The 16,606-nt window shown below is 51.6% G+C and carries 11 protein-coding genes; 9 read left to right on the plus strand and 2 right to left on the minus strand.

Features of this window, described 5'->3' with window-relative positions:
* Positions 1 to 112: 112 nt before the first annotated feature.
* The 5 genes from ACO0K9_RS09680 to ACO0K9_RS09700 all read left to right on the plus strand — a co-directional run bounded on the left by ACO0K9_RS09680 (position 113) and on the right by ACO0K9_RS09700 (position 5,940).
* On the plus strand, positions 113 to 856 hold the full coding sequence (locus tag ACO0K9_RS09680; RefSeq protein ID WP_422984237.1) for an NUDIX hydrolase: 744 nt from the start codon (positions 113 to 115) through the stop codon (positions 854 to 856).
* A gap of 159 nt (positions 857 to 1,015) precedes the next feature.
* Complete coding sequence (locus ACO0K9_RS09685) at positions 1,016 to 1,885, plus strand: cysteine hydrolase (protein ID WP_422984239.1); 870 nt, start codon at positions 1,016 to 1,018, stop codon at positions 1,883 to 1,885.
* A gap of 69 nt (positions 1,886 to 1,954) precedes the next feature.
* Complete coding sequence (gene pncB / locus ACO0K9_RS09690; protein ID WP_422984241.1) at positions 1,955 to 3,145, plus strand: nicotinate phosphoribosyltransferase; 1,191 nt, start codon at positions 1,955 to 1,957, stop codon at positions 3,143 to 3,145.
* A gap of 26 nt (positions 3,146 to 3,171) precedes the next feature.
* Positions 3,172 to 4,875 (plus strand): NAD+ synthase, encoded by a 1,704-nt coding sequence (locus ACO0K9_RS09695; RefSeq protein WP_422984243.1) that lies wholly within the window; start codon positions 3,172 to 3,174, stop codon positions 4,873 to 4,875.
* 33 nt (positions 4,876 to 4,908) lie between these two features.
* Positions 4,909 to 5,940, plus strand: a complete 1,032-nt coding sequence (locus tag ACO0K9_RS09700) for a bifunctional nicotinamide-nucleotide adenylyltransferase/Nudix hydroxylase (protein ID WP_422984245.1) — start codon at positions 4,909 to 4,911, stop codon at positions 5,938 to 5,940.
* 55 nt (positions 5,941 to 5,995) lie between these two features.
* On the opposite strand, the gene ACO0K9_RS09705 is transcribed toward ACO0K9_RS09700, so the two are convergent.
* Positions 5,996 to 6,817: an NAD-dependent epimerase/dehydratase family protein gene (locus ACO0K9_RS09705; protein WP_422984247.1), complete on the minus strand. Its 822-nt coding sequence runs from the start codon at positions 6,815 to 6,817 to the stop codon at positions 5,996 to 5,998.
* Positions 6,818 to 6,938: 121 nt separating this feature from the next.
* Entirely contained in the window at positions 6,939 to 8,501 is a 1,563-nt protein-coding gene (gene garD / locus ACO0K9_RS09710) for a galactarate dehydratase (RefSeq protein WP_422984249.1), read from the minus strand.
* A gap of 471 nt (positions 8,502 to 8,972) precedes the next feature.
* Here garD and ACO0K9_RS09715 point away from each other — a divergent pair, with 471 nt between their 5' ends.
* The 4 genes from ACO0K9_RS09715 (at position 8,973) to ACO0K9_RS09730 (ending at position 16,527) form a co-directional block, all read left to right on the plus strand.
* Positions 8,973 to 9,671: a FadR/GntR family transcriptional regulator gene (locus ACO0K9_RS09715; protein WP_422984251.1), complete on the plus strand. Its 699-nt coding sequence runs from the start codon at positions 8,973 to 8,975 to the stop codon at positions 9,669 to 9,671.
* 189 nt (positions 9,672 to 9,860) lie between these two features.
* On the plus strand, positions 9,861 to 12,554 hold the full coding sequence (locus tag ACO0K9_RS09720) for a TonB-dependent receptor plug domain-containing protein (protein ID WP_422984253.1): 2,694 nt from the start codon (positions 9,861 to 9,863) through the stop codon (positions 12,552 to 12,554).
* Positions 12,555 to 12,907: 353 nt separating this feature from the next.
* Positions 12,908 to 13,810, plus strand: coding sequence for a GDSL-type esterase/lipase family protein (locus ACO0K9_RS09725; protein WP_422984255.1), 903 nt, complete (start codon positions 12,908 to 12,910; stop codon positions 13,808 to 13,810).
* Positions 13,807 to 16,527 (plus strand): pectinesterase family protein, encoded by a 2,721-nt coding sequence (locus ACO0K9_RS09730; protein ID WP_422984257.1) that lies wholly within the window; start codon positions 13,807 to 13,809, stop codon positions 16,525 to 16,527. Before ACO0K9_RS09725 ends, ACO0K9_RS09730 begins: the two co-directional genes overlap by 4 nt.
* The last annotated feature ends 79 nt before the right edge of the window (positions 16,528 to 16,606 follow it).

Below are 16,606 nucleotides of genomic sequence, written 5' to 3' on the forward strand. Positions count from 1 at the left end.
AATTGACATCACTATAAAACACTTAGTTGTAAAATACAACTAAGAAAGTTGTAAATATGCACTAAGAATCGTTCCAAGCTATAATGAAAGCCTATAACACCGGGATGAAAACATGGCAGTATCAAAAAAAGACAGTGAAGAGCAGGAATTTCTGCGTCAATACAATATCCATGATTACGACATTCCTTTGACGAGTGTGGATCTGGTCATTTTTACGATCAGGGATAATCTCTTGCAGGTATTGCTAGTCAAGCGTGGTGATCATCCGTACAAAGGTAAATGGGCTTTGCCAGGTGGTTTTATCGATGTGCAACGTGATGCCAATCTGGACGCGACTGCCTTGCGAAAGCTCAGCGAAAAGACCGGGGTGGAAGCGCCCTACCTTGAACAGTTGCAAGGCTTTGGCAGTAAAGACCGCGACCCGCGTGGCTGGTCCAGCACCTTTGTCTATTTTGCCCTGATTTCGTCTGAAACTGTGGAGTTGCGTCACGGTGCCGGGGCGGACGAGGCCGCCTGGTATCCGCTGGATGACAAAAAACCTGCGGTGAAACTGGCATTTGATCACTCGGCTATCCTGGAACTTGCCTTGCAACGCCTGCGTGGCAAGGTTGAATATACTTCGCTTCCTGCCTATCTGTTACCGGCTGAATTTACGCTTTCTGAATTGCAGCAAGTGTACGAAATCATTCTCGGCCGCCCGCTGGATAAAAGCTCCTTCAGAAAACGCATCAAGGAAGGTGATTTCCTGGATGAATTGCCTGGTCGGCAAAGGCTGGGCAGCAACCGGCCTGCACAATTGTTTGCCGTACGTGCAGGGCTGGCATCTGCCAGCTTTAATCCCTTGAGTAGAGCCTGAGCTGGCAATTCATCTTCTTATACTTCCCATAGAAATGCGCGAGGTATTACCTGTAGTCGTGCTTCATCAGCGGCGATTCTGCCATAGTAGTTTTACTTAGTTGCAAAATAAAACTAAGTATCCTACAATGAACTCAATTTCAGAAGAAAGGAATCTATCATGAAACGTAATTTGCAACTCCTGGTCATTGATCCACAAAACGATTTCTGTGATTTGCCGCCTGCCTGTCTGCCGGTCGATGCGCAAAGTGGCGCTAGCCTGGTACCTGCCTTGCCGGTACCAGGCGCCCATGCCGACATGGTGCGTGTCGCTGGATTGATACGTGCAGGCGCGGATGGCTTGACGGGTATCAGCATTACCCTGGATGCGCATCATCGCTACGACATTGCTCACCCTACGTTCTGGATGACGGCGCAGGCTGGGGATGTGGCTCCCTTTACTGGCATCTCTGCGGCAGCAGTCCGCGCCGGTGAATTTCAACCACGCCAACCTCAGGCATTGCCACGTGCACTTGCTTATCTGGACGCACTGGAAGCAGAAGGACGTTATCAGTTGATGATCTGGCCAGTGCACTGTGAAATTGGGTCATGGGGCCAAAATGTGCATGCTGATGTGCGTGCAGCCTATAATACCTGGGAAGAAAAGACCTTGTCGGTAGTGACCAAGATCAGCAAGGGCTCGAACCCCTGGACTGAGCATTACTCGGCAGTCAGGGCGGAAGTGCCGGATGCCAGCGATCCGGATACGCAATTGAATCAGACGCTGATCCGTGATCTGAGCAAGGCTGACCGCGTGTATATCTGTGGCGAGGCCGGTAGTCATTGTGTGAAGGCAACCACAGAACATCTGGTAGAAAATTTTGCAGTCGCCGACTTGCATAAACTGGTCTTGCTGACAGACTGCATGAGCGCTGTCAGTGGCTTTGATGCCCAGTTTGAAGGCTTTGTCCGCGACATGGCTGCCAAAGGTGTACAGATCGCCACTATCGCCGATGTGCTACCCGAGTTGTTGGCGAATGCCAAGGCTTGAATGCAGTTAACTGCTTTCAATGCGGTAAACAACAGCATCGCCAAAGACGATATTGAGATAGAGAAGAATATGAAACCCGTAGTACAAAGCTTGCTAGAAACGGACTTATATAAATTCACCATGTGGCAGGCTTTATTGCATAGCCATCCCAATGCGCAGACAGAATATGCTTTCGTCTGTCGTAACACTCCCGCTTATCCGCTGGCCGATTTAAAGGCCGATGTAGAGCGCGAGCTGGATCACTTGTGTGCTCTGAATTTTAATGAAGATGAACTTGATTACCTGCGTTCACTGCGCTTCATCAAAAGCGACTTCACTGACTTCCTGACGGTATTCCATTTTCAGCGCAAATTCATTCGTGTCAGCACCCAGGGCGATACGCTGGAAATTGTGGCCACCGGCCCGCAAGTGCATGTCATGGGCTTTGAAATTTATGTGCTGCATATTGTCAATGAATTATATTTCCGTCGTTTGCAGACTGAACAAACCCTGACGGAAGCCAGAAGCAGGCTCGCCGCCAAGATAGAACAATTGCGCTCTTTTGGTAAAGAAGCCGCCAGGACCCATGCTTTTGAATTTTTTGATTTTGGTTTGCGTAGACGTTTTTCTGGTACCTGGCATGAAGAGGTAGTGGCCACGCTGGCGCGTGAAGTGCCAGAATTCTTTAAAGGTACATCGAATGTGTATCTGGCCAAGAAATACAAGCTGGTACCGATAGGGACGATGGCACATGAATACCTGCAATCTTATCAATCCTTTGGCGTACGTCTGCGTGACTTCCAGAAAGCCGCGCTGGAAGACTGGGTGCAGGAATACCGTGGTGATCTCGGTACCGCCCTGACCGACGTGGTCGGCATGGATGCCTTCCTGGCTGATTTCGATTTGTACTTTGCCAAATTGTTTGATGGCTTGCGCCACGACTCTGGTGATCCGGTCGTTTGGGGTGAGAAGGCCCTGGCGCATTATGCGAAACTGCGTATCGACACCCATACCAAGCGCCTGGTGTTTTCCGACGGACTGGATCTGGCAACCGCATTCAAGTTGTACAGGCACTTTGCGGACCGCACCATGACAGGCTTTGGCATAGGCACCAATCTGACGAATGACACTGGCATCAAGGCGCTGAATATCGTCATGAAGCTCAAGTCCTGCAATGGTCAGCCGGTTGCCAAGCTGTCCGATTCGGCTGGCAAGACATTGTGTACAGATGAAACCTTTCTCGCTTATTTGCGTCAGGTTTTTCACCATCCCCTTATTTGAACCAGGTTGAATTCAGGACGATCAACATGTTGAAACTGGCAATTGCACAATTGAATTATACGGTGGGTGATTTCGCCGGCAATACCACTGCCATCATCAGCCACATGCAACAAGCGGCGGCAGCGAATGCTGACCTTGCTGTATTTAGCGAACTCTGTGTTTGTGGTTACTACCCGGGCGACTTGCTGGAAGACAGTGCCTTTTTGCTCAAGGCTGAACAGGCATTGAGCAAGATCATGCAAGCTTCCAGGGATTATCCCGCCCTGGTCAGCGTGATAGGAACGGTACGCAAAAACAAGGGCCAGGGCAAAGCCTTGCACAATGCCTTGCTGGCGATACGCAATGGCGAAATCCTTGCCGAGTACTATAAGCAGTTGTTGCCCACCTACGGTATTTTTGATGAGCGCCGTCATTTTGAACCCGGCCAGGAAGTTGCCTGCACGCTGGATATCGCAGGGCACAAGCTGGGCTTCATGGTCTGTGAAGATGGCTGGAACGATGACGAACAGGATTATCAGGTCAACCCTTTCAATGCCCTGACAGCAGCCAAGGTCGATCTGGTGATCAGCATCAATGCCAGCCCGTCTGACATAGGCAAGCGCCAGCAAAGGCATGCGATGTTTGCCAAGGCAGCGGCACATCATGCATTAGCGTTGTTGTATGTGAATCAGGTTGGCGGCCAGGATCAACTGGTGTTTGATGGCGCTTCATTTGCCGTTACCCCGGGACCAGGCCTGGTTTTTGAAGCGGCCCGTTTTGAAGAAGATTTTCAATTGCTGGGATTTGATGCTGATCAGTTCACCGGTATCGATGGCCAGGCCCTGGATAAACCCGACAGGTCAGGTTTGTCCGTGCCGGAATTCACACGCCGCCAGATCGTCCTGGGTTTGCAAGACTATGCGCGTCGTTGTGGTTTCAAACAAGTCGTGGTGGGTTCATCCGGTGGTATTGATTCTGCACTTACCATTGCGTTGGCTGTACAGGCATTGGGCGCAGAAAACGTGATTGCCATCACCATGCCTTCTGCCTATTCAAGCACGGGTTCGGTCTCTGATTCTGTCAAGCTGTGTGACAACCTGCAAGTCAAATTATTGACGCATCCAATATTGAGTCTGGTCGAACAATATGCCCAGGGTTTTCAGCAGGCATTTGCTGCGCCTTTAAAAGGGCTGACGCAAGAAAATCTGCAGGCACGCATACGCGGTACCATCTTGATGGAATATTCCAATGCCTTTGGCGCACTCTTGCTGACCACCGGCAACAAGAGCGAAATATCGGTCGGTTACTGTACCCTGTATGGCGATACCAATGGCGGCCTGGGTTTGATTGGTGATCTGTACAAGACGGAAGTGTACGCCTTGTCGCAGCATATCAATCAGGTGGCCGGGCGTGAAATCATTCCGCAGGATGTATTGAGCAAGCCGCCGTCAGCCGAGCTGGCACCGGATCAGCTTGATACGGACAGCTTGCCGCCTTATGAAGAGCTGGATGAAATGTTGAAATGGCATATAGAAGGTAAACGCTTGCCAGCGCATGAATTTGCCAAGGCCCAGCGCTTTGTAGAGCAATTACAGCAGACAGAAGCCGGCGTGAAGAGCCTGAGCCGCATACTGGGCATGGTCGCACGCAATGAATACAAGCGCCGTCAGGCTCCGCCTATCATACGTGTGCGTGCCAGGGCATTTGGCAGTGGCCGTCAAATGCCGATCGCGGCCAAGTACAGCAATTAAGATTAACCTGAACCGTATTTTAAGAAGTTAACCATGCAAATCGATGTTGCGGTATTGATAGGACGCTTCCAGCCTTTCCATAATGGCCATGCCACGCTCTTGCAGCTGGCACTGGAAACCGCGGAAGAAGTGGTGATCGTACTCGGTTCTTCCTTCCATGCACGCAGTACCAAGAACCCGTTCACCTGGCAAGAAAGGGCAGATATGATCAATGCTACTCTGTCCCAGTCCGAACGCGACAGGGTGTCGTATATTGCAGTGCGTGATTACTATGACGATATGCGCTGGGCCGCTGCAGTCAGAGGCAAAGTGGCACAGCACTATCCCCATGCGAAGCGGGTGGCGTTGATAGGGCATTTCAAGGATGCATCCAGCTATTATCTGAATCGCTTCCCGCAATGGCAACTGGTTGCGGCGGAACAATTGCTGGCGATTGATGCCACCGTCATCCGGCGTGTTCTGTTTGAGGCAGAAGACATGCGTGTCTCTCTTGATGTGATTGCCCACTACCTGCCTTTGAGCATACGTCAGTATCTGAAAGCCTGGAGCATCTTGCCACATTATGCGGCGCTGGTGAAAGAGCATGCTCAGCTACTTGCCTATCAGGCTGCGTGGAAGACCGCACCCTATGCGCCCATGTTTGTGACCGTGGATGCGGTAGTCAAGGCTGCTGGCCATATCTTGCTGGTGCAGCGTGGCGGTTTTCCTGGCAAAGGTTTATGGGCATTGCCGGGCGGCTTTCTTGATCAGAACGAACGTCTATTCCAGGGCGCGATACGCGAATTGTTTGAAGAAACCAATCTGGCGGTACTGGCATCCACGCTGGAACATTCTTTAATGGATGTCAAAGTCTTTGATCATCCGGGCCGCAGCCTGCGTGGCCGCACCATCACCCATGCGCATTTCTTTGATTTGCAGACCGAACACCTGCCCGACATTCACGCGGCAGATGATGCCGCCCAAGCCGCCTGGGTCGCCATCGATAAACTGGAAGGCATGGAAGAATTGTTCTTCGACGACCACTTCCACATCCTCGATCAATTTCTACAGTTGACGGCCAAATAAAAAAAGGCAGGATAAACCTGCCTGAACTGTTTAACTGATGTGCTGAGTGTCTGGCTTATTTGTATTGTGGGCCAGTCAGCAAAAATCCACCACCCTGATAAATGGTGGTGATGTCGTCTGCTGGCGGATATTCGCCAGTTTCAGGGAAAAGGTGATTGAACTGGGTAGAATTGTCTTTGGCTTTATAACCAAGATGGGCGGCTTTTCTGTTGTCCCACCATTTGCCAGGATTATCGGATACACCAAAGCTGATAGTATGGCCTACCCGTTGTGCGAATACCGAGCAGCGCAACATTTCAAACAAATCATCGTAGCTGAAGTACGTCACCAGCATGCGGCGTGTGGTCGGGACCGGGAAGGATGAACCTATGCGTATGCAGACAGTTTCTATGCCAAAGCGGTCGTAGTAATAACGTGACAGGGATTCGCCAAAGCATTTGCTGATGCCATACATGCCATCTGGCCGGGTGGGCATGTCGGCGTCAATATGATCGGTGGTGCGGTAAAAACCGACGGCATGATTGGAACTGGCGAAAATCACGCGCTTGACCTTGCACTTGTGCACGGCTTCGTAAATATTGTAGGTGCCCTGGATATTGGCATGCATGATGGATTCAAAATCGGCTTCGGTAGAAATACCGCCGAAATGCAAGACCACATCCACGTCCTGCATCAGTGCCAGCACGGCAGCTTTGTCTGCCAGGTCACAACGAACAATCTCTTCACCTTCCCTGGCTTCACCCATGTCGCTGATATCGCTAAGACGTACCACATTGGCCCAGGCCTTGATCCTGTCTCGCAATACCTGACCCAGTCCACCTGCTGCACCTGTCAGCAAGATGCGGTTAAATGGTTTTTCCGAGGATGTAGAATTCATGAAACTTCCTTCAAATTTTCAAATAGATAAGCTGTAGTGCGAAGCTGTAGTGCGAAGCTGTAGTGCGAAGCGGTAATGCGAGACTTCATTAACATTAAGTATACAAGAGATGCATGGGCGATCAGGTAATTGGTGCCGGGTTGAACAGCACTAGCGCATTATGCAGTTTCCAGTGTTCTGCCCAGGTTTTTTTACCACTGGCAACGTCAAGCATCATTTGAAATAATTCCCAGCCTACCTGTTCTATGGTGGCTTCGCCGCTGGCAATCTTGCCGGCGTTGATGTCCATCAGGTCATGCCAGCGTCGTGCCAGGTCATCACGGGTAGCGACCTTGATGACCGGCACTTCTGCCAGGCCATACGGTGTGCCACGGCCGGTGGTGAAGACATGCAGGTTCATGCCGGCAGCCAGTTGCAAAGTGCCGCAGATAAAATCGCTGGCTGGTGTGGCGGCGTAAATCAGGCCCTTTTGCTTGAGCTTTTCGCCTGGAGACAAGACGCCGGATATCGGGGCCGTACCCGATTTGACGATGGAACCCATGGCTTTTTCAACGATATTCGACAAGCCACCTTTTTTATTGCCGGGTGTGGTGTTGGCGCTACGATCAACACCGCCACGCTTCAGGTATTCGTCATACCATTCCATTTCCTTGATCATGGCGGCTGCCACATCCGCATTGGCGGCGCGGGAGGTCAGTTGATCAATGCCATCACGCACTTCGGTGACTTCAGAAAACATCACACTGGCACCCGCTCTGACCAGCAAATCGGTCGCAAAACCTACTGCCGGATTGGCCGTCACGCCAGAAAATGCATCGCTGCCACCGCACTGCACACCCACCACCAGATCGGCAGCAGGGCAGGGTTCGCGGCGACGTTTATTCAGTTCTGTCAGTTGCGTTTCCGCCGTCGTCATGATCGATGCGATCATGCTCTGGAAGCCGACATGCACCTGATCTTGCAGGCAGACCAGCGCTGGTTCACCACCATTATTGTTGCTTTGTATGGGGATGCTGCCCTTGGGGAAAAGTCTGGTAGGTTGTAGTTTTTCGCAACCCAGGCTGACGACCATGGCCTGACCACCAAAATTCGGGTTCAGGCTGATATTGCGCACGGTGCGGATAGGGATGGCGGCATTCGGCGCATCAATCGCCACGCCACAACCATAGGTATGTTCAAGGCCGACGACGTCATCGACATTCGGAAACTTTGGCAGCAATTCATCCTTGATGCGTTTCACTGCATGCTCAACCACACCGGCCACGCATTGTACGGTGGTGGTAATGGCCAGGATATTGCGGGTGCCTACACTGCCATCGGCATTTTTATAACCCAGGAAGGTATAGCCTTCCAGCGGTTCGGTTTTGGGGGCAGGACGGTTGGCGATGGGCAAATCCACCAGTTGCCTGGCGTCCGGCATGCGTATCAGTGATTCTTCGACCCAGCTGCCTTTTGGTATTGCCTTTACCGCAAAACCTATCGTTACGTTGTAGCGCAGGATGGATTGACCTTCTGCGATATCCGTCAATGCTACTTTATGGCCCTGCGGTACATTTTCGAGAAGTCGCAGACCGCTGGGAAAAACCGTATTGGCAAGTAATCCGCCGTCATTGGCAACAATCGCAACGTTGTCGTTGTCATGCATGCGTATATAGAGTGGGGGCTTGGGGGTGGATGTACTCATTTTTTTCCCTTCTTACTTGCTTTTAGTCTTATAGGTGTTACGTAAAACCGTCCCAGTTGCCTTGCAACTCCTGGTCGTGCTGTCTTCATTACTGCGCCTTGCAGGGACAATGTTGTGTCAGTCCCGTCTTGTTTTACATATCTTCTTTAGCTGAAAATCATTTTTGCAACATTTGGTCTAACCAAAATACGACAATCCTGATCTTTTTTTTACCCGGCTTACTACCGCCTCGTAGCGCCTTTCGCTTCTCTTTAAAACCACACTTTACCTATGAGACATAGAGAAGAAGTACTGGTTTTCATGTCGAGAGAAGTCGGTATGCGCTCGGTACTTACCCGGGCAACTGTGGCGAGTATGCCACCAAATAAAAATTTTGGCTAGTCCACATTGCATATTTGGTCTGACCACATTAGAATGGCCTGACCGAATTGCTTTTTCATAGGCTGTTCATATTTTCCTGATGTAGACAAGATGAAAAAAAATTATTCGCACGGCGAATCTGTAGGCCACGAACCGCGTCTTTACCGCGTGGTGGCAGACCGGATTCAGGCGTTGATTGCAGAGGAAAATATTTTGCCTGGAGAGCGCCTGCCGTCTGAGCGTGATCTGGCAACAAAATTAAGTGTCAGCCGTGCCTCTTTGCGGGAAGCATTGATCGCACTTGAGTTGGGCGGAGTTATCGAAGTACGTGGCGGCTCTGGTGTGTATGTCAGTGAGTTGCCAGAGGAGCAGCCGGATTTGTCTGAAGTGGGTCCGGGTCCGTTTGAAGTGCTGTCGGCGCGCAGGTTGATCGAGGCGGAGATAGCAGCCATCGCAGCACGGGTCGCAACAGATGCAGCAATAGACGATATTTTGAAGGCGGTGCTGGAAATGGAAAAGCACCACGCCAATTACTCAAGTAATGAAAACGCGGACAGGAACTTTCACCTGTCCATAGCCAGGGCGACCGGCAATAGTGCGCTGGTTGGTACGATTGAATACCTGTGGAGTCAACGGGGCCGGCTGTGGCACAAATTAAAGGAGCACTTTCAAACAGAAGAATTACGCCAGCAAACGCTGACAGATCACAGAAATATTCTGGAAGCGATTGCTTCGCATGATCCTGCAGCGGCCAGAAAGGCGATGCGGGCACATTTAGAGAGAGTGACAAGAACTTTCTCGCGCGGATAACAGCTAAAGCAAAGACCTACATTTGTGACTGTTGCCGAAGTAAGAAAAATTTTTGACCGGCTGTGACCTCGATAGTGTTTCGCACTCATCTTCGTCGCAGTGGCACAGGGCACGCGAGGTGCTCCATGTATTGTCCCACGCATGACGTGGGGGCAAGAATTTTATGTAAAATCCGGAGGAGACTAGAAAATGAAAGACGTAAAGAAAAATCACAGGCCAGTATTTGTTTTGTCGTCCATCGCCATGGCGGTGTTGACGGTGGTCAGCCAGGCACATGCAGAAGATGTACAAAGGGTGGAAGTAACAGGTTCATCCATCAAGCGCCTGGCATCAGAAGCATCCTTGCCTGTCACTATGGTGACGGGTGAAGAACTGGAAAAACGTGGCATGACCACCTTGGCAGATTTGATGATGTCCCTGCCAGAATCCAGTTCGCTGGCACCGTCCAACGCCGGTTCCGGTACCAATATCAACCTGCGCGGTTTGGGTGTCAATCGTACACTGGTACTGTTGAATGGCCGTCGCCTGGCGAATGAAGCGATTGCTGACGGTTACGCCAATCTGGACGTGATCCCTATGAGTGCGATCGCCAGGGTGGAAATCCTGCGTGACGGTGCATCCTCCATATATGGTTCCGATGCGATCGGTGGCGTGGTCAACTTCATCACCAAGCGTACCGTAGTCGGTAATAGTATTTCGGCACAATATGTCAAACCGCAACAAAGCGGCGGTGGTGATGAGCAACGCCTGAGCGCCACTGTGGGTGTCGGTGATCTGCAAAAAGATGGCTGGAATTTGTATGCAACTGTTGATGCACACCGCCGCGCCCGCTTGTTGGCTTCTGACCGTGCCGACCTCAGCACGACAGACATCCTGACCAGCATAGGTCGTGCCCCTACCCTGGGTAGCGGTGGCTTTGCCATGCCAGCCAACTTCACGACAGCGACCAACAAGACTGCTGCCAATCCTTACTATGCAACGGGTTGCCAGGGGCCTTACAGTATTCAAGGTGCAAAAAATACTTGTATTTTGAATGCTGCGGCGTATGGTACCGCGTTGTACGGTAATGAACAGGTCACGTTCTATGCCAAAGGCACCAAGAAATTCACTGATGACCATTTCCTGACAGTGGATTACATGCGCGGTCAGGAATACATCCTCGGTACAAAAAACCCAACTACCAGTTTGGCAGCCAACGGCGTAACTGCATTGTTGCCATCCACCAGTAAATGGTATCCAGGTGGCAGCGGTGGTGTACCTGCAGTAACCGGTTTGAAAGGTGAGCCACTGACAGTCACCTGGAGTGTCGCCGATCTGGCAGAAGCTATTACCAAGGATATACAAGTCAATCAGCGCGTCAGTGTTAACGACGAAGGCCGCATTGGCAACTGGGATTACAAACTCGGTTTTGTCTATGGTAACAGCCAGCGTGACGGTTACTATGATTCCGGTTATGTAAATGGCCCAGGCTTGCTGACTGGTCTGGCGAATGGCTCACTGAATCCTTTCGGCCTGCAAGATGCTGCTGGTAAAGCTTATCTGAAGAGTATCTCGGTTGACGGCGCCTTGAATCGTCACTCCATCAGTACCTACACTGGTGTGGATCTGACTGCTACGACGGAATTGATGACACTTGGCGGTGGTCCTTTGACATTGGCGTTGGGTACTGACTTCCATCGTGATACCACAGAAGATACCAAGACTGACATCACCTCTATCGTCACGTATGCTGCTTCTGGTCCTTCCCATGGCCAGGGTGCACGTAATGTAGCAGCGGCGTATGCCGAGATGGAAATCCCTGTCACCAAGGAATTGAACTTCAACGTGGCGGTACGTGACGATCATTTCAGTGATTTCGGCAACACCATCAATCCTAAGGCCAGCTTCCGCTATCAGCCTATGAAATCCTTGATGTTCCGTGGTTCTGCCAACACCGGTTTCCGCGCACCGACACTGTTTGACCGTTATGGCTATCGCGTAGCAGGTGCGAATGCCACTACCGCTGCAAAATGGGATGACCCGGTACAATGCCCAGGCGGCACACCTGGTGTAGCTGGTACAGGTAAGGCGCTGCCTGGCCTGGTAGCGGCCACGGTCTGTAATGTTGCCTTGCCACGTCAGACTGGTAGCAACCCTGATCTGATCCCGGAAAAATCCCGTGGTTTCACTCTGGGTGTCGTCACAGAACCAGTACAAAACCTGACCGTATCTGCCGATTACTGGCATATCGAAATGAAGGACATGCTGGCTAACTTGCCAGAACAAGTGTACTTCCTGAACCCAACCAAATATGCTGATCTGTTTGTACGTAATCCAGATGGTTCCCTGGCTTACATCAAAAACATCACCATGAATCTGGGTGGCCAAAAAGCGTCCGGTATTGATCTTGGCCTGGCGTATTCGATTCCTAAAACAGCAGTCGGCAATTTCAAGTTTGAACTGAACGGTACTTACCTGACACAGTTTGATAACCAACTGGAAAAAGACGGTGTCTATACTTCCAATGTGGGCCGTTTCGGTGTGGCCAGCAATGGTACAACCAGCAGCTTGCCTATCATTACTTTCCGCTGGAAGCACACACTGACCATGTCCTGGAGCCAAGGTAACTGGACTTCACAACTGACGCAGAACTACAACACTGGTTATCATGATCAAAACCTGGTTGCAGCTGAATATTTCCGTGATATCGACCCGTACCAGGTATGGAACTGGACAGCAAGCTACCGTGGTTTCAAAAACCTGACATTGTCAGCCGGTATCACCAATCTGGCCAATGCAAGACCACCTATCACTAACCATAGCGGTTACACCTATGGTTACCTGAGCAGTGCTGCTAGCCCAATAGGTCGCGCGTTCAATGCACGCATGACTTATAACTTCTAAAAAAAGAGTTCCCCCCCACGTTAGCGCGTGGGGGGTGTGGAGCGACAATGCGAAACACCCGTTTGAACAATGCGCTATATCTGAAGCAGAGCCAGCGCAGGCAGTTTTTACCAGCAGTACCTGCGACCGCCGTCCTGGCAGTGAGCAGCAAGCCTGACACTTACCTCATCCAACAGTTTGTCCAGTCTTTGCGATACCGCAAACAAGAATCCCCGAATACGCCAATGATTGAAAAAGCGCTGTGCAGCTCTGCATCCGCCATAGCCAAGCACGACCTCCTTAACTGATCCGATACTGATGACAGGGGCATGCCCGCAGTCCCCTTTTTTTATTTTACCGACATAGAGAATGATATGAAACTGTTTCCCCGTTCCCTCATATTGACCGCGATCAGTGCCCTAGTATTGGGGGTGTACAGTACTGCCGCAACCGCGGATAGCACCAGCACAGACAAACCGGTGCGTATCATCCTGGTCGGCGATTCCACCATGGCACCGAATAGCGGCTACGGCGATGCGTTTTGCAAACGCTTCAAACCCGAAGTCACTTGCCTCAATCTTGCCAAGGGTGGGCGCAGTTCCAGCAGTTACCGGGCAGAAGGATCATGGGATGTAGTACAGAATTTGTTGAAAAACCGCGAACAGTTTGGCCAGACTTTCGTGTTGATACAGTTTGGTCATAACGACCAACCGGGCAAACCTGGTCGCTCTACCGATCTGGCGACAGAATTCCCGGTAAATATCGCACGTTATGTGGATGACTTGCAGGCCGCTGGTGCACAAGCCATCCTGGTGACGCCGTTGACACGCCGCAGTTTCAAAGGCACCCAGTTACAAAATGACCTCAGGCCATGGGCAGAAGCCAGCATGACTGTTGCCGCCAACAAGCATGTGCCGGTGCTGGACTTGAATGCAGACAGCTACCGTTCGGTACAAGCCATGGGGCAAGCCGAGGCCGACACCCTGGCAATGGCACCGCCACCACCGCCTGCCGCTGACCCTGCAGCGGCTGCTTCGTCGCCTGCAGCAGCCCAAACTCCTGCATCAGCATCAGCACCAGCACCAGCCTCAGCCTCAGCAGGCGCGCCTGGTGCAGACATCGTCAAAACTGAACGTGCCGGTGCGGCCCGTCCCTTGTTTGATCGCACGCATCTGGGTAGCAAAGGCGCAGCGCAATTTTCTGCCATCGTCCTGACTGAGCTGTTGCAAGCCGTACCGGCTCTGGAAACCAAAGTCGCCAAGGAAGCACGTCCATGAATCTCTTGAAAACCTTGCCAGTTATATCTGGCGCCCTGATGGCGCTGCATGTCGCGCCTGCCAGTGCCCAGGACAGTCGTCAGGTAAAAGAACCACAAGCCCCGGCTATTTGCAGCGTCGTGCCAGCCCAGCTTGAATCCGGCAAAGCAGAATCAACCGAAGCCCGCGCACCGGATACCGGTCGCCTGCAAGCCGCCATCGATGCCTGTCAATCTGGCCAGGCTGTCAGGCTGATCAGTCGCAATGGCAAAGCTGCTTTCCTGTCTGGTGCCTTGCAATTGCGCAGTGGTGTTTCCATTTTGCTGGATGCCGATGTCACTCTCTATACGTCGACCAATCCTAAAGATTTTGACCGGGGTAACGGTACTTGCGGCACGAATGATGACAAGGGCAGGGGATGCAAGCCATTTATCACCGCTGAGCGCACCCAGGGGAGCGGCATTTATGGTGATGGCGTGATTGATGGGCAGGGCGGTGAGCGCATTCTGGGCAAGGAAGAATCGTGGTGGCAGATTGCGCGTCGTGCACAAAAAGAAAACAACCGTCAGAATGTACCCAGGCTGCTGGAAGTGAATCAATCAGACAATTTCACCCTGCATCGCATCACGCTCAGGAACTCGCCTAATTTTCATGTGACGCTGAATCAGGTCAATGGCTTTACTGCATGGGGCATGCGTATTGATACACCCGCCACTGCCAGGAATACAGATGGCATAGACCCGATTTCTTCGCGCAACATTACCATTGCCAACAGTTATATTCGTACCGGTGACGACAATGTTGCCATCAAGGCGGGTAATAATGGCCCGACGGAAAACATCACCATACGCAATAATCATTTCTATTCTGGCCACGGCATGTCCATAGGCAGCGAAACCAATGGCGGCGTCAGTAACGTGCTGGTGGATAACCTGAGTATGGATGGAACGACTTCCGGCTTGCGTATCAAGAGTGATATATCGCGCGGCGGACTGGTGCAGAATATCAGTTACCGCAATGTCTGCATCCGCAATGTCAAGGCGCCGATAGACTTTGATACTCACTACGGCAAAGACGCCAAAGGATCGCAGATACCCCAGTACAAGGACATCAAGCTGGAACATGTGCAGGTATTGACCGCTGGCCGTATTATCCTGCAAGGCTATGACGCGGGTCACCCCATGGTAGTGCGTTTGCAGGACGTGGTGATTGATGCCAGCAGTACCATACAGCGTGAACATGTACAGTTGTTGAACGACGCGTCGGGCAAGACCGCAGATGCGGGGCAACCTGGCTTCAATGCAGAATCGGCCAATCCCAAACAATGCGAACAGGCATTTGCTGCTTTTCCTGACCATGTCGTCGCAGTCAAACGACCTCAACTGGATGCAACCGCAGCCCGGGAATTTTCTTATGCCGAAGTATTAAAATATGCCGGTACGCCTGGCAATGAACAGGTCGCCCCCTGGGACCCCTTGTCATCACCGATTGCTGCCAACCCTGACCTGCTTCCTGAATATGTGGTTGATGCCAGTGCCAAGGCCGATGACGTGCATATATTCAATCGCGTACAGGATGCCGTCAGCCGTGCGATGGCTGATATCGATAAAAAAACCGATAAAGGCAAGCGCATTTATATCCTGGTCAAACCGGGCACGTATCGTGAGCTGGTCTATGTTCCAGCCACAGATAGCCCCATTACCCTTTATGGTACTGATGCGGCAAAGACCAAAATCAGCGCCAATCTAGATGCGGCGCTGACCGGTGCCGTCTATCAGTCACGCTTTGCCAGCCAGTTCAATAAGACCCATACCAGCATTACCGCCATGTATGAAAGCCTGAAAGACCGGCCGGCGCTGGGTACGTTTGGTACTGGTGTATTGTGGGTCAAGAGTCGAGGTTTCGAAGCAAAGAATCTGACTGTAGAAAATGCCTACAACAAAGACGTAGGCAATGCACGGGCGGATTGTCCGGCTGGTGCCTGCCCTGATGCTGGTGTCTATGCGCAGACGCAGATGGTGCATCACCAGGCGCTGGCAGTCATGCTCGACGGTGCAGATAAAACACATTTTGATGGCGTGCGCATGCTGGGCTTCCAGGATACCCTGTACATGAAATCAGGTGCCGGCGGTGAGACTGCCAGGTATTTCTTTAATCATGCGTATGTGGAAGGCGATGTCGATTTCATTTTCGGTGATGCGACGGCGTATTTCTACCAGTCTGAAATCAAGGCGCTGGGGGATCGTGGGAATGCCTATATGGCCGCACCCAGCACCAATATCAATTCCAGATATGGCTTTGTCTTTGATCACTGCCGCTTTACCCATGATGGCAGCGCCAATTCCCTGGCAGGTAAATTCCACTTGGCGCGTCAGTGGTTCCATAACGAACGTTGCACACCGTATGGTGTAGTGCCGGTTGCTGGTTACGACTGCCAGCTCGGGCAGGTCGACGTGTATACGGCACCAAACGGCACCATTACCAAAAAAACCCTGGAATCGGTTGGCAAAATGGTGGTCATGAATTCTGTCATTGGTGCCCACATCCATCCACTGCAACCCTGGTCTGACTGGAACAAATATGGCACCTTACCATATCGTCCCGCCCAGTATTCTTCTGATGACTATTGGGCGAATCTGAAGGTCAGCAAGATTGATCCAGTCAAGCAACTGGGCTATGCCGGGCCGATGACGCCGAGCCGCGTGTTTCTCGCAGAATTGAATAACACCGATGAATGAGCCTGGCGAGTGAAGCAGGCCACAATACGGGACACAGGACAGCTTAATAAACAAAGACAAGAACAGAGATAACAACAGA

It is taken from the genome of Undibacterium sp. Ji50W, from assembly GCF_049340445.1.
Classification (GTDB): Bacteria; Pseudomonadota; Gammaproteobacteria; order Burkholderiales; family Burkholderiaceae_D; genus Undibacterium.

Excerpts from the sequence above, each read along its gene's own strand:
- ACO0K9_RS09680 (WP_422984237.1), top strand. The coding sequence starts at position 113 with ATGGCAGTATCAAAAAAAGACAGTGAAGAGCAGGAATTTCTGCGTCAA.
- ACO0K9_RS09685 (WP_422984239.1), top strand. The coding sequence starts at position 1,016 with ATGAAACGTAATTTGCAACTCCTGGTCATTGATCCACAAAACGATTTC.
- pncB (WP_422984241.1), top strand. The coding sequence starts at position 1,955 with ATGAAACCCGTAGTACAAAGCTTGCTAGAAACGGACTTATATAAATTC.
- ACO0K9_RS09695 (WP_422984243.1), top strand. The coding sequence starts at position 3,172 with ATGTTGAAACTGGCAATTGCACAATTGAATTATACGGTGGGTGATTTC.
- ACO0K9_RS09700 (WP_422984245.1), top strand. The coding sequence starts at position 4,909 with ATGCAAATCGATGTTGCGGTATTGATAGGACGCTTCCAGCCTTTCCAT.
- ACO0K9_RS09705 (WP_422984247.1), bottom strand. The coding sequence starts at position 6,817 with ATGAATTCTACATCCTCGGAAAAACCATTTAACCGCATCTTGCTGACA.
- garD (WP_422984249.1), bottom strand. The coding sequence starts at position 8,501 with ATGAGTACATCCACCCCCAAGCCCCCACTCTATATACGCATGCATGAC.
- ACO0K9_RS09715 (WP_422984251.1), top strand. The coding sequence starts at position 8,973 with ATGAAAAAAAATTATTCGCACGGCGAATCTGTAGGCCACGAACCGCGT.
- ACO0K9_RS09720 (WP_422984253.1), top strand. The coding sequence starts at position 9,861 with ATGAAAGACGTAAAGAAAAATCACAGGCCAGTATTTGTTTTGTCGTCC.
- ACO0K9_RS09725 (WP_422984255.1), top strand. The coding sequence starts at position 12,908 with ATGAAACTGTTTCCCCGTTCCCTCATATTGACCGCGATCAGTGCCCTA.
- ACO0K9_RS09730 (WP_422984257.1), top strand. The coding sequence starts at position 13,807 with ATGAATCTCTTGAAAACCTTGCCAGTTATATCTGGCGCCCTGATGGCG.